26 protein-coding genes are annotated in these 23,940 nt (G+C 64.4%); 15 read left to right on the top strand and 11 right to left on the bottom strand.

Features of this window, described 5'->3' with window-relative positions; genetic code table 11:
- The first annotated feature begins 102 nt into the window (after nucleotides 1-102).
- From ACFVTG_RS00750 to ACFVTG_RS00740, 3 genes are all read left to right on the top strand, one after another.
- Nucleotides 103-564: an NfeD family protein gene (locus ACFVTG_RS00750; protein WP_284754277.1), complete on the top strand. Its 462-nt coding sequence runs from the start codon at nucleotides 103-105 to the stop codon at nucleotides 562-564.
- A 118-nt stretch (nucleotides 565-682) separates the two neighbouring features.
- A complete protein-coding gene (locus ACFVTG_RS00745) occupies nucleotides 683-1,702 on the top strand; it encodes an SPFH domain-containing protein (RefSeq protein ID WP_284754275.1) in 1,020 nt (339 codons plus the stop codon).
- A gap of 242 nt (nucleotides 1,703-1,944) precedes the next feature.
- Nucleotides 1,945-2,292, top strand: coding sequence for an RNA polymerase-binding protein RbpA (locus ACFVTG_RS00740; RefSeq protein WP_028267272.1), 348 nt, complete (start codon nucleotides 1,945-1,947; stop codon nucleotides 2,290-2,292).
- Between the two features lie 113 nt (nucleotides 2,293-2,405).
- Here ACFVTG_RS00740 and ACFVTG_RS00735 read toward each other — a convergent pair whose 3' ends face one another.
- Together ACFVTG_RS00735 and ACFVTG_RS00730 are read right to left on the bottom strand one after the other, a co-directional pair.
- Nucleotides 2,406-2,876 (bottom strand): hypothetical protein, encoded by a 471-nt coding sequence (locus ACFVTG_RS00735; protein ID WP_390277247.1) that lies wholly within the window; start codon nucleotides 2,874-2,876, stop codon nucleotides 2,406-2,408.
- A gap of 4 nt (nucleotides 2,877-2,880) precedes the next feature.
- The gene (locus ACFVTG_RS00730) at nucleotides 2,881-4,185 is read right to left on the bottom strand and encodes an MFS transporter (RefSeq protein WP_390277245.1); all 1,305 of its coding nucleotides are present in this window, start codon (nucleotides 4,183-4,185) and stop codon (nucleotides 2,881-2,883) included.
- Between the two features lie 552 nt (nucleotides 4,186-4,737).
- On the opposite strand from ACFVTG_RS00730, the gene ACFVTG_RS00725 reads away from it, so the two are divergent.
- The 8 genes from ACFVTG_RS00725 to fdxA all read left to right on the top strand — a co-directional run bounded on the left by ACFVTG_RS00725 (nucleotide 4,738) and on the right by fdxA (nucleotide 12,659).
- Nucleotides 4,738-5,346, top strand: coding sequence for a helix-turn-helix domain-containing protein (locus tag ACFVTG_RS00725; protein ID WP_390277242.1), 609 nt, complete (start codon nucleotides 4,738-4,740; stop codon nucleotides 5,344-5,346).
- Between the two features lie 228 nt (nucleotides 5,347-5,574).
- On the top strand, nucleotides 5,575-6,957 hold the full coding sequence (locus ACFVTG_RS00720) for an FAD-dependent oxidoreductase (protein ID WP_390277240.1): 1,383 nt from the start codon (nucleotides 5,575-5,577) through the stop codon (nucleotides 6,955-6,957).
- Nucleotides 6,954-8,213, top strand: coding sequence for a CaiB/BaiF CoA transferase family protein (locus tag ACFVTG_RS00715; RefSeq protein WP_390277237.1), 1,260 nt, complete (start codon nucleotides 6,954-6,956; stop codon nucleotides 8,211-8,213). The genes ACFVTG_RS00720 and ACFVTG_RS00715 overlap by 4 nt, the downstream gene beginning before the upstream one ends.
- Nucleotides 8,214-8,221: 8 nt before the next feature.
- A complete protein-coding gene (locus ACFVTG_RS00710) occupies nucleotides 8,222-9,022 on the top strand; it encodes an enoyl-CoA hydratase-related protein (RefSeq protein ID WP_390277913.1) in 801 nt (266 codons plus the stop codon).
- 57 nt (nucleotides 9,023-9,079) lie between these two features.
- The gene (locus tag ACFVTG_RS00705) at nucleotides 9,080-10,012 is read left to right on the top strand and encodes a dihydrodipicolinate synthase family protein (RefSeq protein ID WP_390277235.1); all 933 of its coding nucleotides are present in this window, start codon (nucleotides 9,080-9,082) and stop codon (nucleotides 10,010-10,012) included.
- On the top strand, nucleotides 10,012-10,797 hold the full coding sequence (locus ACFVTG_RS00700) for an SDR family oxidoreductase (RefSeq protein WP_390277233.1): 786 nt from the start codon (nucleotides 10,012-10,014) through the stop codon (nucleotides 10,795-10,797). The genes ACFVTG_RS00705 and ACFVTG_RS00700 overlap by 1 nt, the downstream gene beginning before the upstream one ends.
- 62 nt (nucleotides 10,798-10,859) lie before the next feature.
- Nucleotides 10,860-12,335, top strand: coding sequence for an aldehyde dehydrogenase family protein (locus ACFVTG_RS00695; RefSeq protein WP_390277231.1), 1,476 nt, complete (start codon nucleotides 10,860-10,862; stop codon nucleotides 12,333-12,335).
- Between the two features lie 6 nt (nucleotides 12,336-12,341).
- Nucleotides 12,342-12,659, top strand: a complete 318-nt coding sequence (fdxA, locus tag ACFVTG_RS00690; RefSeq protein WP_390277229.1) for a ferredoxin — start codon at nucleotides 12,342-12,344, stop codon at nucleotides 12,657-12,659.
- 2 nt (nucleotides 12,660-12,661) lie between these two features.
- On the opposite strand, the gene ACFVTG_RS00685 is transcribed toward fdxA, so the two are convergent.
- The 5 genes from ACFVTG_RS00685 to ACFVTG_RS00665 form a co-directional block, all read right to left on the bottom strand.
- A complete protein-coding gene (locus ACFVTG_RS00685; protein WP_390277227.1) occupies nucleotides 12,662-12,973 on the bottom strand; it encodes a hypothetical protein in 312 nt (103 codons plus the stop codon).
- A 31-nt stretch (nucleotides 12,974-13,004) separates the two neighbouring features.
- A complete protein-coding gene (locus tag ACFVTG_RS00680) occupies nucleotides 13,005-14,012 on the bottom strand; it encodes an isopenicillin N synthase family oxygenase (protein ID WP_284754258.1) in 1,008 nt (335 codons plus the stop codon).
- A 52-nt stretch (nucleotides 14,013-14,064) separates the two neighbouring features.
- A complete protein-coding gene (locus ACFVTG_RS00675) occupies nucleotides 14,065-14,412 on the bottom strand; it encodes a VOC family protein (RefSeq protein ID WP_390277225.1) in 348 nt (115 codons plus the stop codon).
- A gap of 74 nt (nucleotides 14,413-14,486) precedes the next feature.
- The gene (locus ACFVTG_RS00670; protein ID WP_390277223.1) at nucleotides 14,487-14,783 is read right to left on the bottom strand and encodes a hypothetical protein; all 297 of its coding nucleotides are present in this window, start codon (nucleotides 14,781-14,783) and stop codon (nucleotides 14,487-14,489) included.
- 102 nt (nucleotides 14,784-14,885) lie between these two features.
- Entirely contained in the window at nucleotides 14,886-15,278 is a 393-nt protein-coding gene (locus ACFVTG_RS00665; protein ID WP_284754253.1) for a nuclear transport factor 2 family protein, read from the bottom strand.
- 173 nt (nucleotides 15,279-15,451) lie between these two features.
- On the opposite strand from ACFVTG_RS00665, the gene ACFVTG_RS00660 reads away from it, so the two are divergent.
- The 3 genes from ACFVTG_RS00660 to ACFVTG_RS00650 all read left to right on the top strand — a co-directional run bounded on the left by ACFVTG_RS00660 (nucleotide 15,452) and on the right by ACFVTG_RS00650 (nucleotide 17,883).
- Complete coding sequence (locus ACFVTG_RS00660; protein ID WP_390277221.1) at nucleotides 15,452-16,303, top strand: alpha/beta hydrolase; 852 nt, start codon at nucleotides 15,452-15,454, stop codon at nucleotides 16,301-16,303.
- Between the two features lie 54 nt (nucleotides 16,304-16,357).
- Complete coding sequence (locus ACFVTG_RS00655) at nucleotides 16,358-17,041, top strand: hypothetical protein (RefSeq protein ID WP_390277219.1); 684 nt, start codon at nucleotides 16,358-16,360, stop codon at nucleotides 17,039-17,041.
- Between the two features lie 389 nt (nucleotides 17,042-17,430).
- Nucleotides 17,431-17,883 carry an Hsp20/alpha crystallin family protein gene (locus ACFVTG_RS00650; RefSeq protein WP_390277217.1) on the top strand — a complete coding sequence of 151 codons (453 nt, stop codon included), beginning with the start codon at nucleotides 17,431-17,433 and terminating at the stop codon, nucleotides 17,881-17,883.
- A gap of 18 nt (nucleotides 17,884-17,901) precedes the next feature.
- On the opposite strand, the gene ACFVTG_RS00645 is transcribed toward ACFVTG_RS00650, so the two are convergent.
- On the bottom strand, nucleotides 17,902-19,386 hold the full coding sequence (locus tag ACFVTG_RS00645; RefSeq protein ID WP_390277215.1) for an MFS transporter: 1,485 nt from the start codon (nucleotides 19,384-19,386) through the stop codon (nucleotides 17,902-17,904).
- A gap of 248 nt (nucleotides 19,387-19,634) precedes the next feature.
- Here ACFVTG_RS00645 and ACFVTG_RS00640 point away from each other — a divergent pair, with 248 nt between their 5' ends.
- On the top strand, nucleotides 19,635-19,862 hold the full coding sequence (locus ACFVTG_RS00640; RefSeq protein ID WP_284754244.1) for a hypothetical protein: 228 nt from the start codon (nucleotides 19,635-19,637) through the stop codon (nucleotides 19,860-19,862).
- A gap of 25 nt (nucleotides 19,863-19,887) precedes the next feature.
- Here the strand turns inward: ACFVTG_RS00640 and ACFVTG_RS00635 are convergent, their stop codons facing one another.
- From ACFVTG_RS00635 to ACFVTG_RS00625, 3 genes are all read right to left on the bottom strand, one after another.
- Entirely contained in the window at nucleotides 19,888-20,286 is a 399-nt protein-coding gene (locus ACFVTG_RS00635) for a hypothetical protein (RefSeq protein WP_390277213.1), read from the bottom strand.
- A gap of 97 nt (nucleotides 20,287-20,383) precedes the next feature.
- The gene (locus ACFVTG_RS00630) at nucleotides 20,384-21,853 is read right to left on the bottom strand and encodes a rhamnulokinase family protein (RefSeq protein WP_390277210.1); all 1,470 of its coding nucleotides are present in this window, start codon (nucleotides 21,851-21,853) and stop codon (nucleotides 20,384-20,386) included.
- Nucleotides 21,850-23,940: a bifunctional aldolase/short-chain dehydrogenase gene (locus tag ACFVTG_RS00625; RefSeq protein WP_390277208.1), complete on the bottom strand. Its 2,091-nt coding sequence runs from the start codon at nucleotides 23,938-23,940 to the stop codon at nucleotides 21,850-21,852. The genes ACFVTG_RS00630 and ACFVTG_RS00625 overlap by 4 nt, the downstream gene beginning before the upstream one ends.

Below are 23,940 nucleotides of genomic sequence, written 5' to 3'. Positions count from 1 at the left end.
CTTCGCACCGGGCTAGGATGGAAAAACAGCGACTGTGATCTTGCCGACGCTGCAGTCCGGATCAGGCCGGCTGCCGCGGCAAGTCCGGAAACAGGGGGAACGATGTTTGAGTGGCTTGGCAGCAACTGGTGGGCTCTCTGGCTCACGGTGTTTCTCGCATTTGCCGTGGTGGAGATGCTGACGCTCAGTTTCTTCTTCATCATGCTCGGGGCCGGCGCGCTGGCTGCCCTCGTCGCTGACTTCGCCGGAGCTGATCTCTGGTTGCAGATCGTTGTCTTTTGCATCGTGTCCCTGCTGATGATTGCGTTCGTCCGTCCTATCGCACTGAAGCATTTGCACAAGGGTCCTGCCGAGCAACGCACCAACGTGGACCGCTTGATCGGCCAATCGGCGCTCGTCATGGAGCCCGTCAGCGCGACGGCGGGACTGGTCAAGATCGGTGGCGACGTATGGAGCGCCCGCAGCGCGGCGGAGACCATCGGCGCCGGCCAGACCGTGCAGGTCACCAGGATTGACGGCGCGACGGCGGTAGTCGCCTCGACAGCGGAAAACAGCCCGCACTGAGCGGCGTCCCGTCATGGCTCAAGCCGCTGCGTTCGACGATGAGCGTTCGACGACGAGCGATCGGCATATTGCCGCACATAACCGCATCAAATACGTAACTGGGGAATGAAGGAGATGTATGGACAGCTTGGGAGGAACTGCAGCCGCGATCGTGCTGCTAGTTCTCGTCATATTCGTGATTATCGTTTTGGTCCGCTCGATCAGGATCATTCCGCAAGCGCGCGCCGGCGTCGTAGAACGCCTCGGTAAGTACCAGCGCACGCTCAACCCCGGGCTCACCATCCTGATCCCGTTTGTCGACCGTCTGCTGCCGCTGTTGGATCTTCGCGAACAAGTGGTTTCCTTCCCGCCGCAGCCGGTGATTACCGAGGACAACCTGGTTGTCTCGATCGACACCGTGGTCTACTTCCAGGTCACGGATCCCCGGGCCGCGACCTACGAGATCGCCAACTACATCCAGGCTGTTGAACAGCTGACCACTACCACGCTCCGCAACGTCGTGGGCGGCTTGAATCTTGAAGAAGCGCTCACCTCACGCGACCAGATCAACGGCCAGCTCCGCGGGGTCTTGGACGAAGCCACCGGGCGCTGGGGAATCCGCGTTTCGCGCGTGGAACTCAAGGCAATCGACCCGCCGCACTCTATCCAGGACTCAATGGAGAAGCAGATGCGGGCCGAGCGCGACCGGCGTGCTGCGATTCTGACCGCCGAAGGCACCAAGCAATCGCAGATCCTGACGGCCGAAGGCCAGCGGCAAGCAGCAATCCTCGCCGCAGAGGGTGACGCCAAGGCAGCCATCCTCCGCGCCGATGGCGAAGCGCAGGCCATTCAGAAGGTCTTCGACGCCATCCACAAAGGCAACCCGGACCAAAAACTGCTGGCCTACCAGTACCTTCAGACCCTGCCGAAGATCGCGGAGGGCTCATCCAACAAGCTGTGGATCATCCCCAGCGAGGTCGGAGAGGCCCTCAAGGGCATCGGCGGCGCACTGGGTGGCACCAATGGTGGATCAGGCGTTGCGGACCTGTTCAGCGATTCCGCGAAGCCGACAGCCGAAGTTCCTGCACCGGCGGGCACAGCGGCTGTGAGTTCCGGACACGCGCAATCAACGCCAGCTACGCAAGAACCGTCTGCGTAACGAACAGTTTCCAAGGGGGATCGGCCAAATTCTCTGGCCGGTCCCCCTTCGCTTTGTCCTGTCCGCTTCGATCCGCGTATAATGGTGTATTTGTCCGGCCGGTTCAGTCCGAACGGAACATTAACGCTTGGTCAGGCGTTTCATCTAGTGATGCAACGTGTGCAGACAGTAGTCCGGGCGGCGCCGTTGCGGCGTCCGGCTAGCGCGGAGCATGGTTCCGCGAACAGACAGAGGGAGTAATCATGAGCGATCGCAGCCTGCGGGGCATGCGTCTTGGCGCCCAGAGCATGGAAACCGAATCCGGTGTGGAGCCGGCGCCGCGTCAGCGGGTTGAATACCGCTGCGCGGACGGAGAGCAGGTCTTCGTAACCTTCTCCTCCGAAGCCGAGATCCCTCCTGTCTGGGTTTCCAAGACGGGCAAGGAAGCGCTCCTGGTTGATGGCGAACGCCCCATTGACACCAACGAGAAGGCCGTCCGCACGCACTGGGACATGCTGCTGGAACGCCGCAGCCTTCCCGAGCTCGAGCAGATCCTCGAAGACCGCCTGAACATCCTGCGCGAACGTCGCGGGGAACGTCGCTCGGCATAAGGGCCAGTGTTTTCAAGGGCCATAGTTCTTAAGGGCCACAGTTCCTAAGGAACGGCCCGACGGCAAAGGCCGGGACTCAAAGTCCCGGCCTTTGCCGTCGCGTTTAATACCACTCACCGTGGCTGACGACTGAGGTCGAATGTCCCGGCCTCCGGCGGTTGGGTGGTCCATTCAGTCTCGGTGGCCCGCATCCAGGGATACGGCAGGAGTTCGGCTAGGCCGACAGTTCCAACCTCTCCCCCGGCATCAACCAGGACGGTTGCCTCGGCCCCGTAGTCACGAATCAGTTCCCGGCAAACGCCGCAAGGATTGGTGACCTGGGGCTCGCCGTGTTCGTCCATGCTGACCGCAACGGACGACTGGATCGATGCTTCCTGGGCAATCCGGGCGTTGGCGAGGGCGCTGGATTCGGCACACACGTTGATTCGTTTGGAACCGATGTGAAGGCCGAGGTAGATCGCCCCCGACGCGCCCCGCATGGCAGCGGCAACACGATGGTTCTCCGTGTGGTGGGCCGTGAGGAGCAGTTCACGCGCCGCGGTGTAGAGCTCCACATCCGACTGACTGAGGTCAAACGAGATCACGTTCCTAGCTTCCAATGAAGATGCCACTCTTTCGCCGTGCCAGCAGGTAGAACACAATGCTCAACACGGACAGCACGGCGACGTAAACCGGGAAGATCCACGATGCATTCATCGACTGGAGCCAGACCAGGAGGTAGGACGCCGTGCCACCGAAGACCGCCACACCAATTCCGTAGCCAAGGGAAGTTCCGGCGCCGCGGCAGGATTTTGGCATCAGGGAACTGGTGACGACGTTGTACAGGGTCATGTTGAGGACCAGGACAACCGAGCCGCCCAGGAGGACCGCGGCGAATCCGCCGATGCCTGGACGGACATACATGAGCATCAGGAAGACCGAAGGAATGGACAGCGCACGGGTGATCAGGAACCACTTGGAAATCGACTTGCCATCGGCGAGCTTGCCGACCACGAGGCTGCCGACAACCAGCACAGCTCCAAGAATGGTGGTGAGGGCGAAGACTGCAGTCGCGTCTTCTTTGAAGCCGCTGCGGGCCGCGGTGGGAAGTCCCGTATTCCAGGCGTAGTTGTAGGCCTGCGCAGCGCCAACGACGAAGGTAATGGCCAGCACGCTCAGCCAATGCTTGCGTACCCCGCCCCAAACAGCTTTCGAGGAATTCTCCGCAAGTTCCTCGGGCCGCATGGTTTCCGGAAGAGTGCGCCGAAGGTAGACCACGATGAAACCGAAGATTGCCCCCACGATGAAGGGAACACGCCAACCCCAGTCGGCCATGACAGCCCCGCTCAGCATCAGGCTGCACAGGTAGCTGACCAACGAGGCGAGGAGAATGCCCGAGTTGACGAAGAAGGAGATGATGCCGGCGACGAAGCCTTCGCGTCCCACGGGAACCAGTTCGACGGCGTGTGCGGTGGAAAGCGGAGCTTCAACGCCGGTGGAGATGCCTTGCACGATGCGGCAGATCAGGAGGATGACGCCGGCCGCGCCGCCGATCTGCTGGTACGTCGGACACAGGGCGATGATCAGCGTGGTGACTGCCATCATCATGATGGACCAGAGCATCACTTTTCGACGACCGATTCTGTCGGCGAAAGTACCGAGCAGGACACCGCCGAGCGGACGGAACGCGAAGCCGACGGCGAAGACCGCCAGGGCGTTAAGGGTTGCGGCGGTGGGATCCTGCGAGGGGAAGAACTTTGGCCCGATGAAGGCCGACAGGAGTCCGAAGACCATCCAGTCATACCACTCAAGGGTGTTCCCGAGTCCGAGGCCCAGCAGCCCACGGCGGATTTCCGGGGAGAGCCGCGATTTCCGGGCGCTCTCCGGGCCATTCTTGACGACAGTGTCAGTCATGATTCTTTCCTTCCTCCGCACCTTCGCGGTGCGTGAGGGTACGGATCACCGTTGACATCCAGGGGGTATGGACGGTGATCGAAACTATCATTTTGGCTTGGTCCGGCAGGGCTGCCGAACCAGCTCACCTCATGGGAAGCGAGTTAGCCCAGATAGCTACGCGTGCCTCTTCGTAGCGCTTTGAAGCAAACGGGGACATCCAGTCCGGTAATAGGGGGCGTGGATGGCTTGCTTGGGTGTCGCGGGATCAATAGGGGAACACGAGGGTGGACGTGGGGCTGGGCTGGGCCTTCCGCCAGAAGGCTTAAGCGCCCACATCTCTGATCGTGCTGCAAAACGCCCCACGTGATGCGACTCACTTAACTATATTGAAGATATTCACCAGGTCAATGCTTTTTGATAAATAGCCCCCACTGCCCCGCCGGCGCTGAAGAGTCTGCCGACGCAAGGGCGCCGCTGACCCGGCGAGCGAGAAAATTTCACCAAACCATTGATTCGCTAAAATTTTTCACTATAGTTATGTGAGTCAGCTCACCGAGAGAAAGCTGGATCATGACCAACGAGATCATCACGGCATCCTCACCGGCCGGCACGAGCGCACTTCTTGCAACTGTCGGCAACAAGGTCCGCACGATGCGCAAGGACAAGGGGATGACCCTGTCCAAACTCTCGGAAATCACCGGTCTCAGCCCGGCGATCGTCAGCCAGATCGAACGTGGTCTGGCCAACCCATCATTCACCACCTTGGCGCAGTTGGCTCATGGCCTGGACATTCCCGTGGGGAAGTTCTTCCTCGGCCAGGAAGAAACCAGGTCGCCGGTTGTCCGTAAGTCCGAGCGGCGAAACCTCAAAGGCGTCACCAAAAAGTCCGTGGGAGAGGCAGTCTATGAGCTCCTGACCCCGGACCTCAATGGCGCGTTGGAGGCCCAATGGATCGTGAGTCCGCCAGGCCACGACACCAGCGCCACCCCTTTCCGCCATAGCGGCGAGGAATTCGGCATCATCTTGTCGGGAAAGAAGGACATCTTCCTCGACGGTGAGTGCTTCACGCTAGAGGCGGGCGATTCGATCACCTTCTCCTCGGATACGCCTCACTGGTACAAAAACAGCTACGAAGAGGTATGCGTAGCGATCTGGGTCAACGCCCCGCACGTATGGTGACCAGCCGGCGCTAGCCGCCGCTCGCTCCCATACACGTACGGACCCTTGGACGTCCGTTCGCAAACATCTCAACTTTCCGTGTCCAGGTCCCCCGGGACCTCTACTCGTCATGCCCTCCGCCAGGCCTGGTCCGCTCCGTGCATCGCAGCGGGCTCCTCCTGAGCACTCCGTCTATACCCCGGCAACCGTTCCAACGGCATGCCCGCCGGGAAGTAAGGATCCTCCACCATGAACTCCTTTGCCACCACATCGTCACTGGAACTCAGTACGACGACGGCGGACCTCACCGCACCCGTCATCTCCCGCTCCGACGTCCTCGTGGTCGGCGGTGGGCCCGCCGGCGTGGCCGCCGCGGTCACCGCAGCACGGTCCGGCGCATCCGTCACGCTCCTGGAGCGCTACTCCGCGCTCGGTGGACTTGCCTCCGGAGGGATGGTCCTGGTGCTCGACGACATGATCAACGGCCAGGAAATCACGGTCACAGGCATCGTTTCGGAGTACGTGGAACGGCTGCAGAAGCTCGGCCTGGCGATTGTCCCACCTGCCGATGACCGCAAGACCTCCGAGGAACTCTGGAACAAGTGGGGCCGCTACGGCACCTTCGACTTCCACTCCCACACCAACCCCAAGCCGATCTGTTATGCAGCGGCCTTCGATCCCGACGGCTGGAAGCGGGTGTCCAACGACCTGGTCCGCGAAGCCGGAGTCAACCTCCGCCTCCACTCGTGGTTCTCCCGCCCGATCGTGGACAAGGGCGTCATCAAGGGCGTCATTTGCGAGACCAAGTCCGGCCCGCAGGCGTTCATGGCGGACATCGTCATCGACACGACGGGAGACATCGACGTCGCCTCCCGTGCCGGCGCCAGCCACATCAAGGACAGCTACCTCACTACCCTCGTCTTCCGCCTCGGCAACGTAGACACAGCCGCCGCGGAGGCTTTCGAGCAGGCCAACCCTAAGGAAGCCCGCGCCATCAACCGCACCATCAAGCGCCTCCTTGGGGGCGCCTGGGAACTGTGGTGGCTCAAGACGCCCATCGACGGCGTCGTCTGGTGCAACGCTCCCCACATGACCGGGTACGACGGCGTGGACCCCGCGGACATGACCGCCGCAGAGTTTGCCGCACGGGACCGGATCAGCGAGGCCGTGGAGTATGTCCGCGCCCACCTGCCGGGCTTTGAGAACTGCTTCATGCTCGACGTCGCCTCCCAGATGGGCGTGCGGCAGACCCGCCTGCTCGAGGGCGAATACGTCATGACGAAGGACGACGTCACCTCCCGCCGCCACTTCGCGGACACCGTGGCCCGCGGACGCGATTACTACTACCCGTACCGCTCGCTGCTTCCGAAGGAAGTGGACCAGCTGCTCGTCGCCGGGCGCCACTACTCGGCCACCCCGGAAGCGCAGAAGATGTCCCGCGAGATCCCGCCCTGCATGGCCATGGGCCAGGCAGTCGGCGTCGCCGCGGCGCTGGCGGTCGAAAACGGCACCCTCGTCCGCGACGTTTCCGCCCTGGACATCCAGCAGGGCATGCGCCGGCACGGTGCGGACCCGGGCGACGTCCCGTCGTCGAACGCTACCGTCGACAGCGAAGCGGTGGTGGGGGCATGAGTACCGACACCCTTCTCGATGAGTTTGAGGAAACCACGACGGCGGCGCCCGCCGCCGCTGCCAAGCCCAACAGCATCCCGCTCCCGCTCGACGGCATCAAGATCGTGGACTTCACCCAGGTGTTCATGGGACCGTCCTGCACCCAGCTCCTGGGCGACTACGGCGCGGACATCATCAAGGTGGAACGTCCGGGTGCCGGCGATATCTCGCGCAACTCGTTCCCGGACAAGGACGGCCAGGACAATCCCATCTTCCTGTCCATCAACCGGAACAAGCGCAGCGTTTCCGTGGATACCCGCACGGACGAGGGCAAGGCCGTCCTCCGCCGGGTCATGGCCGACGCCGACGTCGTCGTCAGCAATTTCCGTTCCGGCGTGATGGAACGGATGGGCTTCGGCTATGAGGAACTCAAGGCCGGGAACCCGGGCATCATCTGGGCCTCCGGCACTGGCTTCGGCCCGGTTGGGCCGTACTCCCACAAGGGCGGCCAGGATGCGATCGCCCAGGCCTACTCAGGCGTGATGTGGCGGCGCGAGTCGGACGACGTGAAGCCGGCCATCTACCCCACCACGCTGTGCGACTACATCACGGGCATGCACCTCATGCAAGGCATCCTGCTGGCATTGCGCACCCGGGAGTCGTCCGGCGTCGGGCAAAAGGTCGAGGTCACGATGTACGACTCCATGCTCCACCTGCAGATGCAGGAGGCGTGCATGCAGCTCAACCGCGGCTACGAAGTCAATTGGGGCGCCATGCCGCTGAGCGGCGTCTTTGAAACCACCGACGGCGCCGTCTGCATGGTGGGCGGCTTCACGCCCGATCCACTGGCTCGGATTTCCGAAGCGCTGGGCCTGGACGAAGACCTCACGCAGCGGCCCGAATTTGCCAACCTTGAGCAGCAGTTCAAGCACAAGCCGGCCCTGCAAGCGATCTTCCGGGAACGCATCGCCACGAACACCACCGAGTACTGGACCAACCAGCTGGAAAGCCAAGGCCTGCTCAACGCACCCGTCCACACCCTGGAACAGGCCCTCGCCGATGCCCAGACCGAGGCCAACGGCATGATCGTGGAAGCCGAGCACCCGGGCGTCGGCACCGTGAAGATGCTCAATGCCCCGATTCGCTTGTCTGCGACGCCGCCTTCAGTCCGCCGCGTGGCGCCGCGGCTCGGCGAGCACAACGTCGAGGTCCTGATGGAAAACGGATTCGACGCCGAAGCCATCGAGCGCCTGCAGAAGTTGGGAGTCCTCCGGTGACTGTTTCGATGGATGAGAAGAAGATCGTTGACCAGGTCACCCTGACCATCGAGAACCACGTGGCCACGGTGGTGATCGACCGTCAGCACGTGCTCAACGCCGTCGACGGGAGCGCCCAGGACCGGCTGAATGACATCTGGAACCGGATCGAAGCCGATCCTGACGTTCGCGCCGTCGTCATCACGGGCGCCGGAACGCGGGCCTTCTGCGTCGGGGCGGACATGTCCGCCTCTGCCGTCGACAAGACCGGCCTGCAGTACTGGGCGGAGCTTGACCCCAACGGTTTCGGCGGACTGAGCCTGCGCACGAGCCTGGACATTCCGGTCATTGCCCGCGTGAACGGTTACGCGCTGGGCGGCGGCATGGAGATCGTCCTCGGCGCCGACATCGTCGTCGCCGCGGACACGGCCCGCTTCGGCCTCACCGAACCGCGGGTCGGGCGCTTGGCGCTCGACGGCGGCATCCACCAGCTGGTGCGCCGCGTCCCCTACACCCAAGCGATGGGCATGCTCCTCACAGGCCGCAAGGCCGAGGCTGCGGAAATGCAATCGATGGGCCTGGTCAACGAAGTGGTTCCCGCGAAGGAGCTCGACGCCGCGGTGCAGCGCTGGGTGGACCAGATCCTCGCCTGTGCGCCCAGCTCCGTCCGGGCCGTCAAGCAAATGGTCAGCAGGACCAGCCACCTGGGCGCGGCGGAAGCCCGCGGCCTCAGGCTGCCGGCGCTCATGGCCGCACTGGACAGCGAAGACTCCGCCGAAGGCGTGCGCGCCTTCCAGGAAAAGCGCCCGCCTGTGTGGCCGGGCCGCTGAATGCAGCATGAACAGATTCAAGACACCGAACTTCAGCACGAACGGAAGGACAATCCAATGCGGGAATCACTGACACCCGGCGTGTGGGGTGTCGTCGCCACGCCCTTCCAGGGCAGCACCCTCGATCTGGACACCGACAGCCTGGCCCAGTTGGTGGAGCACTACGAATCCATTGGCGCCACAGGGCTGACTGTCCTGGGTGTCTTCGGCGAGGCCGCCGCCCTGACAGCATCGGAGCGCAGCCTGGCGCTGGAAGTGGTGGTCGAAGAAACCCGATTGCCTCTCGTGGTGGGTGTGACCTCGCTCTTCACGGGCACGGCAGTCGAAGAAATCCGGGCTGCCCAGGCAGTGGCCGGAGACCGGCTCGCCGCCGTCATGGTGCAGGCAAATTCGGCCCGGCCGGAGGTTGTCATCGCGCACCTCAACGCCATCCACCAGTCCACCGGGGCCAAGGTCGTCCTGCAGGACTACCCGGTGGCCAGCGGAGTCAGCATCAGCACGGAAGCACTCATTTGCGTGGTCCAGGCCTGCAAGTTCGTTATCGCGGTCAAGGCCGAGGCCCCGCCCACCAGTGTGGCCATCGCCCACCTGGCGGCCGCCGTCGACGTTTCAGTGTTCGGCGGGTTGGGAGGTCAAGGGCTGCTGGACGAATTGGTGGCCGGCGCAGCCGGCGCCATGACGGGGTTCTCCTACCCGGAAGCCCTCGTGGCTTGCGTCCGTGCCTGGCAATCGGGCGGTTACGACGCCGCCCGGGACGCACTGCTTCCGTACCTGCCGCTCATCAACTTCGAGCAGCAGGCCCGGATTGCCTTGGCGGTCCGGAAGGAATGCTTCCGTGAGCGGGGCTTCATCAAGGACTCCGGTGTCCGCCCGCCCGCGGCTCCTTTCCCGGAGGTCCTCAGGAACGGAATGCTGACGCACCTGGCTGAAGCGGCCCGGGCCTTGGATCTCTCCCTTACCCCAACCGCCCACACCGCAGGAAGGCTCTGATGGACCTCGGAATCAGCGGCAAGACCGCATTCGTCGCCGCCTCCACAGGAGGACTGGGACTGGCCGTCGCCCGCGGACTCGCGGCCGAAGGCGTCCGGGTGGCCATCACGGGCCGGCGTGGCGAACTGGCCGAGAAGATCGCGGCGGAGCTGCAGGCTGACGGCCACAGCGCCGTGGCTGTCGAGGCCGACCTGAGCACCGCGGAAGGAGTGACCGCCGCCGTCGAACGCGCCGTGGATCTGCTCGGCCCCATCGACATCCTCGTGCTCAACGGCCCCGGCCCCAAGCCCGGGGCGGCCGCCAGCCTTGGCGCCGACGACATCGCGGCGGCGTTCGAGCTGCTGGTGAAGCCGCACCATGCGCTTGTCTCCAAGATCCTGCCGGGGATGCGGGAACGGCGCTGGGGACGGATCCTGGCCATCGGATCCAGCGGCGTTGTGGCACCCTTGCCCAACCTCGCCGTCTCCAACACAGGCCGTGCAGCGTTGGCCGGTTACCTCAAGACGCTTGCAGCGGAAGTGGCCCTCGACGCCGTCACAGTCAACATGCTCTTGCCAGGACGCATCGCAACCGACCGCGTCGCCGAACTGGACCGGGCGGCGGCTAAACGCCGCGGCACCACACCGGAGGAAATCCAACTCGAGTCGCGCAAGACCATCCCTGCCCGACGCTACGGCGAACCGGAGGAGTTCGGCGCTGCCGGCGCCTTCCTCTGCAGCGCCCCCGCTTCGTACATCACCGGCGTCGCGCTTCGCTGCGACGGTGGCCTGATCCGGAGCCTCTAGGCCCTGATCGCCTCCCGAACAGCCCCAATACCCAATCCGAACCGCTAAGCCAAAGGATTACCATGACTTCTACCGCCACCGAAGCCGCAACTTCCACCCGCCAGGATGTTGCCGCAGCGCAGCACTTGATCAACGGCGAATGGACCGGAGAGCCGGAAATCCAGCGAATCAACCCGGCCCGACCGGAGGAACTCGCTGCACTCTCCCCGCGAGGCACCGCCGACGACGTCGACGCGGCCATCACCGCCGCTGCCGCCGCCCAGCCGGCCTGGGCAGCCCTGCCCGCCCCGGCCCGCGGCGCCATCCTCATGAACGCAGGCAAGCTGCTGGAAGATCGCCAAAGCGCGATCGCCGAGGACCTCGTCCGTGAGGAAGGCAAAACCCTCGCCGAAGCCAAGGGAGAGGTCAAGCGCGCCTCGGACGTGCTGCGCTTCTTCGGCTCCCTCGGCTGGGCAGCCACCGGCGAAGTACTTCCCAGCGGCCTCCCGGACACCACCATCACCACCCGGCGCGAGCCGCTCGGCGTCGTCGGGCTCATCACCCCCTGGAACTTCCCCATCGCCATTCCGGCATGGAAGGCCGCCCCCGCACTCATCAGCGGCAACGCCGTGGTCATCAAGCCGGCCGAACTGACCCCGCTCTCGGCGACGCACCTCGCCCGCGCACTCCAGGACGCCGGACTTCCCGCCGGAGTATTCAACGTGGTCCACGGAAAGGGCCGCGTGGTCGGAGACGCTTTGGCACGCGATCCCCGCATCGCCGGGCTGTCCTTCACCGGATCCACCAAAGTGGGGCTCGGACTCCAGGAAATCCTGAACGCCCGCCGCGCCCGCGTCCAGCTCGAAATGGGCGGCAAGAACGGCGTCCTGGTCCTCGACGACGCCGATCCGCTCAAGGCCGCCGCGGTAGTCGCAGCCGGCGCGTTCGGCCTCACGGGCCAGGCGTGCACCGCAACGTCCCGGGTCTATGTCACGCCGGGCATCCGCGATGCCTTCCTCGAAGCCCTCATAGCCGAGGCGGCCAGCTACACTGCCGGTGACGGGCTCGACGGCGCCAAGATGGGCGCCGTGGTGAGCAGCCAGCAGTTCGAGCAGGACCAGGCCGCGGTGCGCACCGCCGTCGAACGCGGCGCCACCCTCCTTCACGGAGAGTACGACGGCGACCCCTCCGGAGCGCTGCTCTTCCCGGCCGCCGTGCTCACCGATATTCCGTTTGACGACGCCGCTGTGATGGAGGAAATCTTCGGTCCGGTTGTCGCGGTCCTGCAGGTCCCGGATTACGAGGCCGGACTCGCAGCGATCAACGGCTCCCGCTACGGACTTACCGCAGGCATCTGCACCGATTCCTTGGCCCTGGCCACGGACTTCGCCGCGCGGGCGCAGGCCGGCGTCATCAAGGTCAACCGTCCCACGGCCGGCCTGGACTTGAACGTGCCGTTCGGCGGCGTGAAGGACTCCTCCACCAACACCTTCCGCGAGCAGGGCAAGTCCGCGCTGGACTTCTTCACGTGGGGCAAGACCGTTTACACCGGTGTGTAGCGCGCCATGACCTACGTGATTGCTCAGCCCTGCGTGGACGTCAAGGACAAAGCCTGCATCGACGAGTGCCCGGTGGACTGCATCTACGAAGGCGAACGCTCGCTCTACATCCACCCGTCAGAATGCGTGGACTGCGGCGCCTGCGACCCCGTGTGCCCGGTCGAGGCGATCTACTACTCGGACGACGTTCCGGATGAGTGGGCAGACTATGTCCGGGCGAACGTCGAGTTCTTCGAGGAACTCGGATCCCCGCAAGGGGCGTCGGCGCTGGGCAACCTTGGGCGGGACCACCCGGTGGTTGCAGGGGTCCACGTTCCGGCCTGATGTTAAGCGGCCAACCTGGCCTGGATCGCGATTCGAAGCGACTCCAGGCTGGGCAGGCCGGAGAGGCTCGCGGCCGTGCGGTAGACGCGGCACGTCATGGCTGGCTCTGCAGTGGACGGGAAGAGGTCGATTCCGTCCACCATGAAGGCCGGTGACCCGTGGAATCCGGAGGCTTCGGCCTCCGCGTCGGTCATGATCTCCCTGACCGCGATCAAGGCCGGATCGTTCCCTTCCAGTTCCACGGCCCGGGAGAACAGTTCCCGGGCCGCCGAGCTGTGGGGACAGTCCTGGATGGTGAGCAATTCGAAATCCATGGCCCCATTATCCGGCCGCGCGCTGTCAGGTTCACAGCAGGTCGGCGTGATGCTCCGCGACGACGTTCGGGTGGGCCCGAAGCCGGTAGCGGAGGGCGTTGTCGCCGTAGGTTTCCAGAATCGGACTGTTCGTCGGGTCAACCGACAAGCCGCGGGCTTTTGCCTGGAACTCCGGGCTCACGGCAAGCTGCGGCATGGTCGCGTCAAGTGCAGGATTGTAGAAGAAGGGAAGGGAAATCCGGTCTGTGCCTCGAAGCGGTGAGATGACCCGGTGCAGGGTCGCCTTGAGGTAGCCGTTGGTGGCCAGTTCCAGCATTTCGCCGATATTGACCACGAAAGTCCCCGGCACTTGTGGCGCGTCGATCCACTTCCCTTGGTACTCAACCTGGAGACCGCCCTTCCCGGGCTCAACGAGGAGAAGCGTGAGCACTCCCCCGTCACGGTGGGATCCCACGCCCTGCTTGGGTTCCGGGTTCGACTCCCCCGGATATCTCACAATCTTGAGGACAGGGAACGCCCGTGCGGCGAATGCCGCATCAAAAGTGTCCTCGGGCGCCCCAAGCGAAACTGCCAGGGCCCGCAGCAACGCCAGCGAGATAGTGCTCAGCCGTTCGGTCCATTCTGAGACAATGTCCCGCATTTCCGGCAACGCGGCCGGCCACAGGTTGGGCCCCTCGAGGCGCCAATATTCCGCGACACCCGGGCCAGGCTCAACAGCATCGCGCTCGACGCCGATATCGATCTGCTCGCGCCAGTCGATCCCACCGTCGGTGAGCTCGCCGCCGACGCGGGTATAGCCGCGGAACTGGGGGCTGTGGACGTTCTCGATCGCGAGTTTCTCTTCTTCCGGTAGCTCGAAAAAGCGGCGCGACACGTCGAGAATGGCGTCCGTCAACTCCTGGGGAATGCCGTGGCCGGCGAGATAGAGAAAGCCAACCTCATGCATGGCATCGCGCAGTTCGTCGCGGAATCGGGCGGCCGCTTCCGGGCCTGCATTCAGACGGGAGAAATCGATCACGGGCAATGTCTCGAGTGTCAATTCACTTCGTCCTTTTCATCGAGTGTCGCAATCGTGCGCGTTGTCCATCGCTTCAGCTTTGCTGTTTGGGACGCCACACACCGAAACGGTTGCCGTGCGGGTCCAGAAGGTGCGCGAACTCGATCGCGCCGTTGTCGACAAACGGGATGGCTACACTCGCACCCAGGGATTCGGCCCTGGCGATTGCGGCTTTCACATCGTCGACTTGGACGTAGAAGATCGCCCACGATGTTCCCTCAAGAGAGGACGTGTCCCACAGCCCGCCCTTGTCGCCATTCACCATCTGGTAGCTGGCAGGCGAGGACTCACCGAAAGTCCAGTCGAAGAGCGAGCCGTAGAATGTCCGTGCGCTCTCGGGATCGGGCGAACCGATTTCGAAGTAGTTCACTATGGACGCCATGACTGTTTCCTTTCCCCTTCCGCCGCGGATAGACGGAGGCCGCCCTCGAGACCTGGGGGCGGCCTTCTGAATCGTTAGGGCATGACCTTGTAGAGATCGACGACGGTCTCTTCCGGGGGCGACTCGAATCCGCCCTCGATACCCGCCTGCATGCGGGGCATGAGAATGCCGTCCCGGAATTTCTCCCAACTTTCTTTCGACTCGTGGACGGCCATGATGGTCCAGCCACCGGCCGACGGGCCTGCGGCATGGAAAGTCTGCCCCTCGGGCAGGAGCCCCTCTCCTGGGTGGACAGCGGCAATTGACGCTTCGTATTGGTCCTTGGTGCCTCCTGGGAAGAAGTGCACGACTCCGTAGGGCGCGGCTTCCATCTCTGCTCCTTGCTGGTGTGGTCGGGTGTGGACATGCCAAGCAATAGACCCTGCTACCTGGGATGTCAATGAGTTTTCACAGGCAGGATCCAAATCCGATACTCAGGTCCAGAATTCGTCTGCCTTGGCCGTGTCCTCGAAGAATTCCCGGCCCTCTACAACCTTTCCGTCGCGAAGTACGAAGGAGATGGCGGTTGCAATGTCCAGGGTTTTTCCGTCGCTTTCGGCGCGGCTTTGCTGGAGTCCGATTGTGTGGTTTTCTCCGCCGACGATGTCCTGCACCGACGCTTGGAATGTACCTTGGGAACGCGCTCCCAGCTCGCCAAAATAGGCCAGGATGGCGTCGCGCCCTTGTTTCGTCCCGGACAGTACGCCGTTTCCTGCTGCGTACCAGACTGCGTCCTCCGCGAACAGCTCGCTGAGTGTCGCCAGATCACCTGAATTAAAGGCCTCGTATCCCCGCCGGACCAATTCGGCGTTTTCTGTAGCTCCCATGTCGGTACCTCTCCGTCATCCTTGTCGGTCAATGGGACGGCTTAAGGCTATTCCTGGCCAGGATGCCTGTCGATGGGAAAGCTTCAAAGTTCGGGGACTGCACCAAGGGCAGTTACCGGCAATTCGGTGGCAAGCTAGACCACAAGTGGCCGCAACCAGATGGAGGGCAAGCCGTGATTGACACCGCTGAAGCCGTTCTTCACGACGGCACGACGATCCCCGTCGCCATCCACGGAAACGGACGCGCCCTGGTGATCCCGGCCCGCTTCGCCGCCTATCCGCCGGAGGAAGCCGAAACGATGCGCCGCTGGGGAGCTGATCCGGATCTGGGGTCCAATCTGGTCAAAGGACTCGGGCGATCACACCGGGTGGTCATCGCCGATTACGAAGGTCACCGGATGGCCCACCCTGCACCGGACACCCTTACTCCCGGGAATGTCACGGCTGATCTTCTTGCCATCGCCGACGCCGCTGATGCCGGCACGTTCGCTTACTACGGCTACTCCTGGCTGGCACTCTGCGGCTTGCAACTCGCAATCCGCACTGACCGGCTCTGGGCACTGGTAATGGGCGGATACCCACCCCTCGACGGGCCTTACGAGAGCATGTTGGCGGTCACCCGGGCAGCGCACTCGATGTCCGGACAATCCGCCGACGTCGTTCCTTCACCTACCGCTGACGTTGAGCCTGGAGACTGGGACTCGGTGCCCGTTCAAACGAACGAGGCACAAACCCGCCAATTCGTCACCCTCTACGAGGCCCTGCAAGACTTCGACGATTCCGCCGCCGAAGTCCCGCCGGGTTTGCCCCGCCTTGCCTTCGCAGGGGCGGACGACCGGATCGACTACGGCCCGGCATGGGGCAACGTTCACGTAAGGATCGGCGAGCCCCTGATGGCACGCAAGCAAGACCTCATTGACACCGGGTGGGATGTCGAAGTGCTTCCAGGCCTCGACCACATCGGAGCGATGCATAGCTCCGTCGTCTTGCCTCTCCTGACGGACTGGCTCCGGAAGGTCGGCTAGGCCTGCCCGACGTGCCCTCTTGAGACAGGTCCGGGCCGGTGGGACGATGAAGCGGTGAATCCCTTCCTCGAATTTGTCAGCCACTACTGGTGGCTGGTTTTTCCGCTGAGCGGATTGGCTGGCGGTTGGGCGCGGTCCTGGTCCCGGGCCACCGAACGGCGGCACCGCCGCCGGGTGGAGCTTTATCAGCTCAAGAACCGCGCGGCGGAAGCGGAGCACGCCAGCCAGGCCGAGGTCGTCCGGCTGCAAGAGGCACACGACGCCGTGAACCGGCGTTGGCTCGAATACGAACTCGACGTCGCTAAGCTCATTGATTTTCCGGTCATGTCGGATGTCCGCGAGCCGCTCACCGTGGAATTTCTCCGGGCCAAACGGGAAGCTGACGGCTTGCGTCCGGCAACGCCGGGAGAAATCACGACGGCGGCCCGGCTTGCGGAGTATCGCGCGGCCGTCCGCGGCTTCGAACTGGCGTTCGATGTAGCAGAGCGGGAAGCCAAACGCATCAAGGACAGCAATTTCACTGAGCCCGAGCGCCAGCGGCTGGCGACCGCCAGGAAGCTGCTTCGGATCGCTTCGGATAGTGCAGCGACGCCGGCAGAGCGGCAGACAGCCTACAAACGCGCCCGGCGCGAATTGGACGGTCTGATCGTCCTGCCCGAGGCGACCGTCGCAGCCCTGGAAGAGAAGATCGCCGGAATGCTCGACGCCCCAAAGGCTCCGGACTTCCATCAGAGCTGACTGGAGCCCTTCTCAGTGTTTGAAGCGATGAATGATCACATACTTGTGATGCTTCCGGTGTCGAGTCTTGGAACGACGCGGAGTCAGACCTAGAGGGGGTAACCCAAGGGCTTTCCGCCTGGCTGACAAACGAATATTCGCGTAAATCAGGAAGAAGAAGAAGCCCAGCGATGGGATGAGCAGCACGAATATCCACGGTAAATTGCCCACGGCGCGCCTCCTATGCTCAGTCTCCGACCCGGCACAGCCGACGTCAAGATTGCGTTGTTCGGTGGTGGACGCCACGTCGGCTCAGACTGAGGGGCTATCCACGGGACCTTGCTAGGCGTAGCTTTCTTCTCATCCCGGCTCTGTCTTGACCCGCAGCCGGTACCTACCAGGAGGTCATCATGGACAACCTATTCGGACGCGGCGGACTCGAAGTCCCGGAGCCGCTCCGACGCTTCCTTCAAGGCCAATCCGACCCCTCGCTCCGCATCGAGCAATACCAAGAGGGTGACACGCTCGTCGTCAGGGTGGATCTGCCGGGAATCGATCCCGAGACCGACGTCGACATCAGCGTCGCCGAGGACACCCTGCATATCCAGGCGCGGCGCGAGGAGGATGCCGAACGCGTGGACAAGAAGGGGTACCGCACCGAGCTCCGCTACGGCGAACGGTCCCGCAGCATTCCGCTGCCCCGCGGAGTGAACCAAGACGGCATCGCAGCCACGTACGAGGATGGCGTCCTCGAGATCCGTATCCAGCTCCCCGAACAGTCAGAACCGCAGACCACGAAAATCCGCGTTGTCCGGACAGGTGGCCGCGAAGCGAATCAGCCTCCAGAGGAGCCGGGGAACTAGCCCGGCCGACGACGCAAGCTAAGGGCTCCCGTCCCGTCCGTTTGGCCGACGCACCTTTTGAAGCCGCGGGCCCGGCACCTTGCCCTGCGGAGCAGTAGCCTCCAGGGCCGTGGCGGGCATTGCGAGGACCGCGACGACGGTGAGCGCGGCGCTCACGAGGACCGCGAGAAACACTGCCGCGGACGCGAATACAATTGCCTGCGAATTCTTCCCGCCACCGGGGCTGGCGCCGTAGATTGCATTGGCCACGGCTCCGAAAACGGCCACGCCAAGCGAGCTGCCAATGGAACGCGCGAAGAGGTTGGTGCCCGTCACGACTCCGCGCTCGTGCCATTCGACACTGGACTGGGCTGCGATCAGGCTCGGGGTTGCAAGTAGCCCCAGGCCGAGTCCGGCCACGAAACAGCTCCCCGCGACGAGCACGATGTTAGGTGTGTAGGCCGTAATGGCGAGGGCCGCCGAACCGATCACGGTGACCGTGATCCCGATCAAGGCTGTTGCCCTGAAACCGATCCGAAGGTAGAAGCGGCCCGACTGCGAGGCGCTGATCGGCCAGCCGATTGTCAGGGCCGCCAGAGACAGGCCCGCCGTGACTGGCGACACCGAAAGCGCGCCTTGAAGGAACGTGGGAACGTAGGAAGTGAGGCCAAGCACGATTGCCCCGGCACCGAAGGAGATCAGCGCGGTCGTGGCGAGGAGGCGCCTCGAAACGACCCATGGCGGAAGGACAGGTTCAGCCGCTCGTCGCTCGACCAGGATGAAGGCAACGAGCAACACCGAACCAATGGCGAACACGGCGATGCTGACCGGAGAGTCCCAGGCCCACGCCTGGCCACCCTCCAGAGCCCCGAGGATGGTCAAAGTCAGGGTGACCGTGAGAAGAGCGGCTCCAAGATAGTCGACGCGGTGCTTAACTCGTTCGATGTTCTCCTGGAACCTTTGAACCAGCATCCAGGCGGCCACGAGGCACAGCGGAATGTTGACCAGGAAGATTCCGCGCCACACTCCAAGCGAAGAGAACACCCCGCCCAGTGTGGGACCGACAATTGAAGAAGTTGCCCACACGCTGGCGAGGTAGCCTTGTACCTTCGCGCGCTCGGCGAGGGTGTAAATATCGCCCGCGATGGTTATGGCCACGGGGAGGACCGCGCCGGCGCCCAAGCCTTGCACCACGCGGAAGGCGATGAGCGTGGGCATGCTCCACGCGAGCCCGCAAAGGATCGATCCCAGCAGGAAGAGTCCAATGCCAGTGAGAATGATCGGTTTGCGGCCTGCCATGTCGGAGAGCTTCGCGTAGACCGGAACCGAGACCGCCTGCGCGAGGAGGTACGCGGAGAAGAGCCATGGGAACGAGGCAAACCCGCCGATTTCACGCACAATCGAAGGCACCGCGGTCGCCACGATCGTGGCATCGATCGCGACGAGGCCGCTCGAGAGCATCAGGGCAATGAGTACCGGGCCCCGTTTGGAACGGAAGCCTACGCCGTCGCTTTGAATTGCCATGTCATGGCTCCGCCTGGAAACACTCTTCCCATCATTCTTGTCTGATCACGCTAGGCGCATCCGCGGTGGGACGCAATCACCAGCCTGCGGCATGGCCTGCCAGGCCGGTCAAGGAACCCTGAAAGCGGGGCGGTTGGACACGAAAGACGCCCCTGTCATTCCCCTATGCCCAGGCGTATCCTGAAGACGTTCCCGGCACCGGCCTCGGCCGGCATTTTTCTCTGCACCCACTCAGTTAGGCGTCATCCATGGAGATGAATATCAGGGACCACTGGGACATGCTCAGCCCCGAAACGCGCCATTGGCTAACCGACAACCCCGGATGTGTGGTCTTGCCGCGAACCATCACGGAAATAATCCACCAGGAAACCGGCATCACTCCGGATGCCGACCGGCACAGCCAGGTCAGCCTCTCCCCCGAAGATCTGAGTTTCATCCGGGCCAAGGCTGAAGGGGGCCCGGTCCGGCCCAAGTAATCGACCCCGAAGTAAATCGACTACGTCACTCCTCGCCGTCGTCATCCGCCGGCACCGGTGGTTTGGCCGCCTCGCGCAGCGGTCCTACCGCCCCGTCCGCGCCATAGTCCCCCTCCGCGTACTGGCCGATTTCCGACTCCGCCGTGCGTCCCGGAACCGCTCCTGCGTCACCGAGGTCGGCTTTTGCGTAGCGCCCGGATTCCTTGGCTTTCACACCCAAGGGTTCGGGAAGGCCGCCTTGGCTGCCGGCCGCTCCGTAGTCGCCTTCGCTGTATTGGCCTTCTTCGTCTTCGGAGTGCCGCCCGGGCTCCGTTCCCGTCTTGCCGTAGTCTCCCTCGACGTAACGGCCCCTGAGTTCCGGCTCCTCGGGAGCTCCGCTTGTCTCCTCGTCAGTGGGTTCTTCGACGCCGCTGCTGTCGGACATGATCTTGCCTTTCCCGCAACCAACCTTGCGTCTGTTCGGCGCCCCTTAAGTTTATCGAGGGGCTTTGCGGCACAACAGGGCGTCCGCGCTAGAGGCCCTACGGACTGTGAAATACCAGTTTCGGTTCGTAGCTTTCGAGCCCGACGCTTGCCCTCACGAGTGCCCGCAGTTCCGACAGGCCTCCCGACACGGCTCCTGCCGCCCGGGCCTGGACCAGCACGTTCCCGAGCGCTGTTGCTTCCACGGGGCCGGCAACAACCGTCTTGCCGGTGGCATCGGCGGTGAGCTGGCACAGCAGCCTGTTCTGCGAACCGCCGCCCACGATGTGGACCACCGACGTCTGCTTGCCGGACAACTCTTCGGCGCGTGCCAGGGTCCTCGCGTAGGCGGCCGCGAGGCTGTCCAGGATGCAGCGCACGACGGCGGCCGGCCGGTCCGGGAGGACGGCCCCGCCGGCGCGCACCGCGGCCCGGATGCGGTCCGGCATGTTGTCCGGGGCGATGAACGCCGGATCTTCAGCGTTGATTTGGGGACCGCCGGCGGGAAGGGCCGCCGCGGACTCCAGGAGCGCGGCGAGTTCCTGCCGGTGCCCTTCGGCGGCCCAGGTGCGTTGGCATTCGCTGAGCAACCACAGGCCGCCCACGTTGCGCAGGTACCGGACGGTTCCGTCGACGCCCCGCTCGTTGGTGAAGTTGGCCAAACGGCTTGACTCGTCCAGGACCGGGTTGTCCAACTCAACCCCCACGAGGGACCAAGTGCCGGAGGAAATGTAGGCGAAGTCTTCTTGCCGGGCCGGAACGGCCGCCACCGCCGAGGCGGTGTCGTGTGATCCCACGGCAACGACGGCAGTTTCCGCCGCGAGGCCCGTCCGGGCCGCGATCTCCGGCAGCAGCGTGCCTACGGTTTCGCCCGGCTGGATGATGGCCGGGAACAGGTTTTTGGGCAGGCCGAGTGCCTTGAAGGACTCGGTGGCCCACTCCCCCGCGACGGCGTCAAAAAGCCCGGTGGTGGAGGCGTTCGTGGCCTCGGTACGGCGTTGCCCGGTCAATGTGAAAGCGATCAAGTCCGGGATGAGCAACGCCTGGACGCCACGCAGTTCACGTTCGGTGGCTAGCTGGTAGAGCGTATTGAACTGCAGGAACTGCAGCCCTGTGGTGGCATAGAGCCGTGCCGGGTCCAGCACCCTGTGGACGTCCGCGACGGCGGTGCGGCCGCGCTCGTCGCGGTAGCTGAACGGTTGGGTCCGCAAGGCGCCGGAGGCATCCACGAGTCCGTAGTCGACGGCCCACGTGTCGATCCCGATACTGGCAATCCGCTCCCCGCTTGCGGCCGCCGTTTCGGCGGCCGCCGCAAGACCCGTGAGCACCTCATCGAACAGGGCCTCGAAGTCCCAGTGGAGTCCGCCGTCGAGCTCTACGACGCCGTTGGGGAAACGGTGCACCGTTTCGAGCGAGACCGTTTTTCCGGACGCAGGGCCGCCGGTCACTCGGCCGAGCATGACGCGGCCCGAGGACGCTCCGATGTCGACCGCGGCGAACAAGCCGCCGTCGATCGCCTTTCCGCTCATCGGAGGAAGGCTGTGGCGACGCCCGCGTCGACCGGGATGTGCAGGCCGGTGGTGTGCGAGAGTTCGTTGCTGGTGAGCACGGCGGCCGCGTTGGCCACGTGCTCGGGGAGGACTTCGCGTTTGAGCAGGGTGCGTTGGGCGTAGTACTTGCCCAGTTCCTGCTCGTCGACGCCGTAGACGGCGGCGCGCTTGGCGCCCCAGCCGCCGGCGAAGATCCCGGAGCCGCGGACCACGCCGTCGGGGTTGATGCCGTTGACGCGGATGCCGTACTCGCCCAGTTCCGCGGCCAGCAGTCGGACCTGGTGGGCCTGGTCTGCCTTGGTGGCGGAGTAGGCGATGTTGTTCGGGCCCGCGAATACCGAGTTCTTCGAGGAAATGTAGACGAGGTCCCCGCCGAGGCCCTGGTCGATCATGGCCTTCGCCGCGGCTTTGGAGACCAGGAACGAGCCCTTGGCCATGACGTTGTGCTGCAGGTCCCAGTCCTTCTCCGTGGTTTCCAGGAGGGGTTTGGAGATGGACAGGCCCGCGTTGTTCACCACCAGGTCCAGCCCGCCGAAGGCCAGGACGGCCGCGTCGATGGCTCCCTGCACCTGGGCTTCGTCGGTCACGTCTGCCTGCACGCCGATGGCGACGTCGTCGCCGCCGAGTTCGGCCGCGACGGCCTGGGCGTTGTCCAGGTTGAGGTCCGCGATGACCACGCAGGCGCCTTCCGCGGCGAGGCGGGTCGCGATCGCCTTGCCGATGCCCGACGCCGCGCCGGTCACCAAAGCGATGCGCGTGGCGTGGGACTTGGGTTTGGGCATCCGGGCGAGTTTGGCTTCCTCGAGGGCCCAGTATTCGATCCGGAACTTCTCGGCTTCCTCGATCGGGGCGTAGGAGGAGATGGCTTCGGCGCCGCGCATCACGTTGATCGCGTTGAGGTAGAACTCGCCGGCGACCCGTGCGGTCTGCTTGTCCTTGCCGTAGGAGAACATTCCGACGCCGGGGATCAGGACGATGGCCGGGTCCGCGCCGCGCAGGGCGGGGCTGGCTGGGCCCACAGCCGCAGGGTTCCCTGGCCGAGCTTGCGAGGCTAGGGGGCGGTTGGGGACGGCGTGGCGGTCGTAGTAGGCCTGGTAGTCCTCCCGGTATGCGGCGTGGAGTTCCTTCAGGCGCGCGGTGCTCTCCTGGATGCCGGCGCCGGCGGGCAGGTCCAGGACGAGGGGCTTGACCTTGGTGCGCAGGAAGTGGTCCGGGCAGGAGGTGCCCAGCGCCCCGAGCCGGGGATGCCCGGCTCCTTCGAGGAATTCCAGGACACGGGGATCGTCGCTGAAGTGGCCCACCTGCGGCTTGTCGGCCGAGGCGAGGCCCCGGATCACGGGAGCCAGGGCGGCTGCCTTGGCTTTCCTTTCGGCGTCCGGAAGCGCGGCGTAGCCGGGGAGTTTGGCGCCGAACGGTTCGGCCTTGCCGTTCCGGGCGATGTAGCGTTCGGCCTGTTCGATGATCCAGAGGGAGTTGGCTTCGGTTTCCTCGCTCGTGGCTCCCCAGGCGGTGATGCCGTGGCCGCCCAGGATGGTGCCGATGGCCTGTGGGTTGGCTTCCTTGATCGCTGCGATGTCCAGTCCGAGCTGGAAGCCGGGGCGGCGCCAGGGAACCCACACGACCTTCTCGCCGAAGACCTTGGAGGTCAGGGCTTCGCCGTCGACGGCGGTCGCGATCGCGATGCCGGAGTCCGGGTGCAGGTGGTCCACGTGCGCGGCGTCCACGAGTCCGTGCATGGCGGTATCGATCGAGGGCGCGGCGCCGCCCTTGCCGTGCAGGCAGTAATCGAAGGCGGCCACCATGTCGTCTTCGCGCTCGACGCCGGGGTAGACGGCCTTGAGTGCCTGCAGCCGGTCCAGCCGCAGCACCGCCAGGTTGTCCGCCTTCAGGGTTCCCAGGTCCCCGCCGGAACCCTTGACCCACAACAGCTCCACGTCTTCCCCGGTGACGGGGTCCTTTTCCGTGCCCTTCGCGGAGGTGTTCCCTCCGGCGAAGTTGGTGTTCCGCTTATCCGCGCCCAGGCGGTTGGAACGGGTGATCAGCTGTTCAACAGTCTTGTTAGTCAT

This window comes from Arthrobacter sp. NPDC058127 (assembly GCF_042884555.1).
Classification (GTDB): domain Bacteria; phylum Actinomycetota; class Actinomycetes; order Actinomycetales; family Micrococcaceae; genus Arthrobacter.
This window is presented reverse-complemented; position numbering and strand designations above follow the sequence as displayed.

Excerpts from the sequence above, each read along its gene's own strand:
- ACFVTG_RS00625 (WP_390277208.1), bottom strand. The coding sequence starts at position 23,940 with ATGACTAACAAGACTGTTGAACAGCTGATCACCCGTTCCAACCGCCTG.
- ACFVTG_RS00745 (WP_284754275.1), top strand. The coding sequence starts at position 683 with ATGGACAGCTTGGGAGGAACTGCAGCCGCGATCGTGCTGCTAGTTCTC.
- ACFVTG_RS00750 (WP_284754277.1), top strand. The coding sequence starts at position 103 with ATGTTTGAGTGGCTTGGCAGCAACTGGTGGGCTCTCTGGCTCACGGTG.
- ACFVTG_RS00720 (WP_390277240.1), top strand. The coding sequence starts at position 5,575 with ATGAACTCCTTTGCCACCACATCGTCACTGGAACTCAGTACGACGACG.
- ACFVTG_RS00725 (WP_390277242.1), top strand. The coding sequence starts at position 4,738 with ATGACCAACGAGATCATCACGGCATCCTCACCGGCCGGCACGAGCGCA.
- ACFVTG_RS00695 (WP_390277231.1), top strand. The coding sequence starts at position 10,860 with ATGACTTCTACCGCCACCGAAGCCGCAACTTCCACCCGCCAGGATGTT.
- ACFVTG_RS00630 (WP_390277210.1), bottom strand. The coding sequence starts at position 21,853 with ATGAGCGGAAAGGCGATCGACGGCGGCTTGTTCGCCGCGGTCGACATC.
- ACFVTG_RS00730 (WP_390277245.1), bottom strand. The coding sequence starts at position 4,185 with ATGACTGACACTGTCGTCAAGAATGGCCCGGAGAGCGCCCGGAAATCG.
- ACFVTG_RS00640 (WP_284754244.1), top strand. The coding sequence starts at position 19,635 with ATGGAGATGAATATCAGGGACCACTGGGACATGCTCAGCCCCGAAACG.
- ACFVTG_RS00665 (WP_284754253.1), bottom strand. The coding sequence starts at position 15,278 with ATGGGAGCTACAGAAAACGCCGAATTGGTCCGGCGGGGATACGAGGCC.
- ACFVTG_RS00700 (WP_390277233.1), top strand. The coding sequence starts at position 10,012 with ATGGACCTCGGAATCAGCGGCAAGACCGCATTCGTCGCCGCCTCCACA.
- ACFVTG_RS00705 (WP_390277235.1), top strand. The coding sequence starts at position 9,080 with ATGCGGGAATCACTGACACCCGGCGTGTGGGGTGTCGTCGCCACGCCC.
- ACFVTG_RS00645 (WP_390277215.1), bottom strand. The coding sequence starts at position 19,386 with ATGGCAATTCAAAGCGACGGCGTAGGCTTCCGTTCCAAACGGGGCCCG.
- ACFVTG_RS00635 (WP_390277213.1), bottom strand. The coding sequence starts at position 20,286 with ATGTCCGACAGCAGCGGCGTCGAAGAACCCACTGACGAGGAGACAAGC.
- ACFVTG_RS00650 (WP_390277217.1), top strand. The coding sequence starts at position 17,431 with ATGGACAACCTATTCGGACGCGGCGGACTCGAAGTCCCGGAGCCGCTC.
- ACFVTG_RS00710 (WP_390277913.1), top strand. The coding sequence starts at position 8,222 with ATGGATGAGAAGAAGATCGTTGACCAGGTCACCCTGACCATCGAGAAC.
- fdxA (WP_390277229.1), top strand. The coding sequence starts at position 12,342 with ATGACCTACGTGATTGCTCAGCCCTGCGTGGACGTCAAGGACAAAGCC.
- ACFVTG_RS00740 (WP_028267272.1), top strand. The coding sequence starts at position 1,945 with ATGAGCGATCGCAGCCTGCGGGGCATGCGTCTTGGCGCCCAGAGCATG.
- ACFVTG_RS00675 (WP_390277225.1), bottom strand. The coding sequence starts at position 14,412 with ATGGCGTCCATAGTGAACTACTTCGAAATCGGTTCGCCCGATCCCGAG.
- ACFVTG_RS00670 (WP_390277223.1), bottom strand. The coding sequence starts at position 14,783 with ATGGAAGCCGCGCCCTACGGAGTCGTGCACTTCTTCCCAGGAGGCACC.
- ACFVTG_RS00685 (WP_390277227.1), bottom strand. The coding sequence starts at position 12,973 with ATGGATTTCGAATTGCTCACCATCCAGGACTGTCCCCACAGCTCGGCG.
- ACFVTG_RS00715 (WP_390277237.1), top strand. The coding sequence starts at position 6,954 with ATGAGTACCGACACCCTTCTCGATGAGTTTGAGGAAACCACGACGGCG.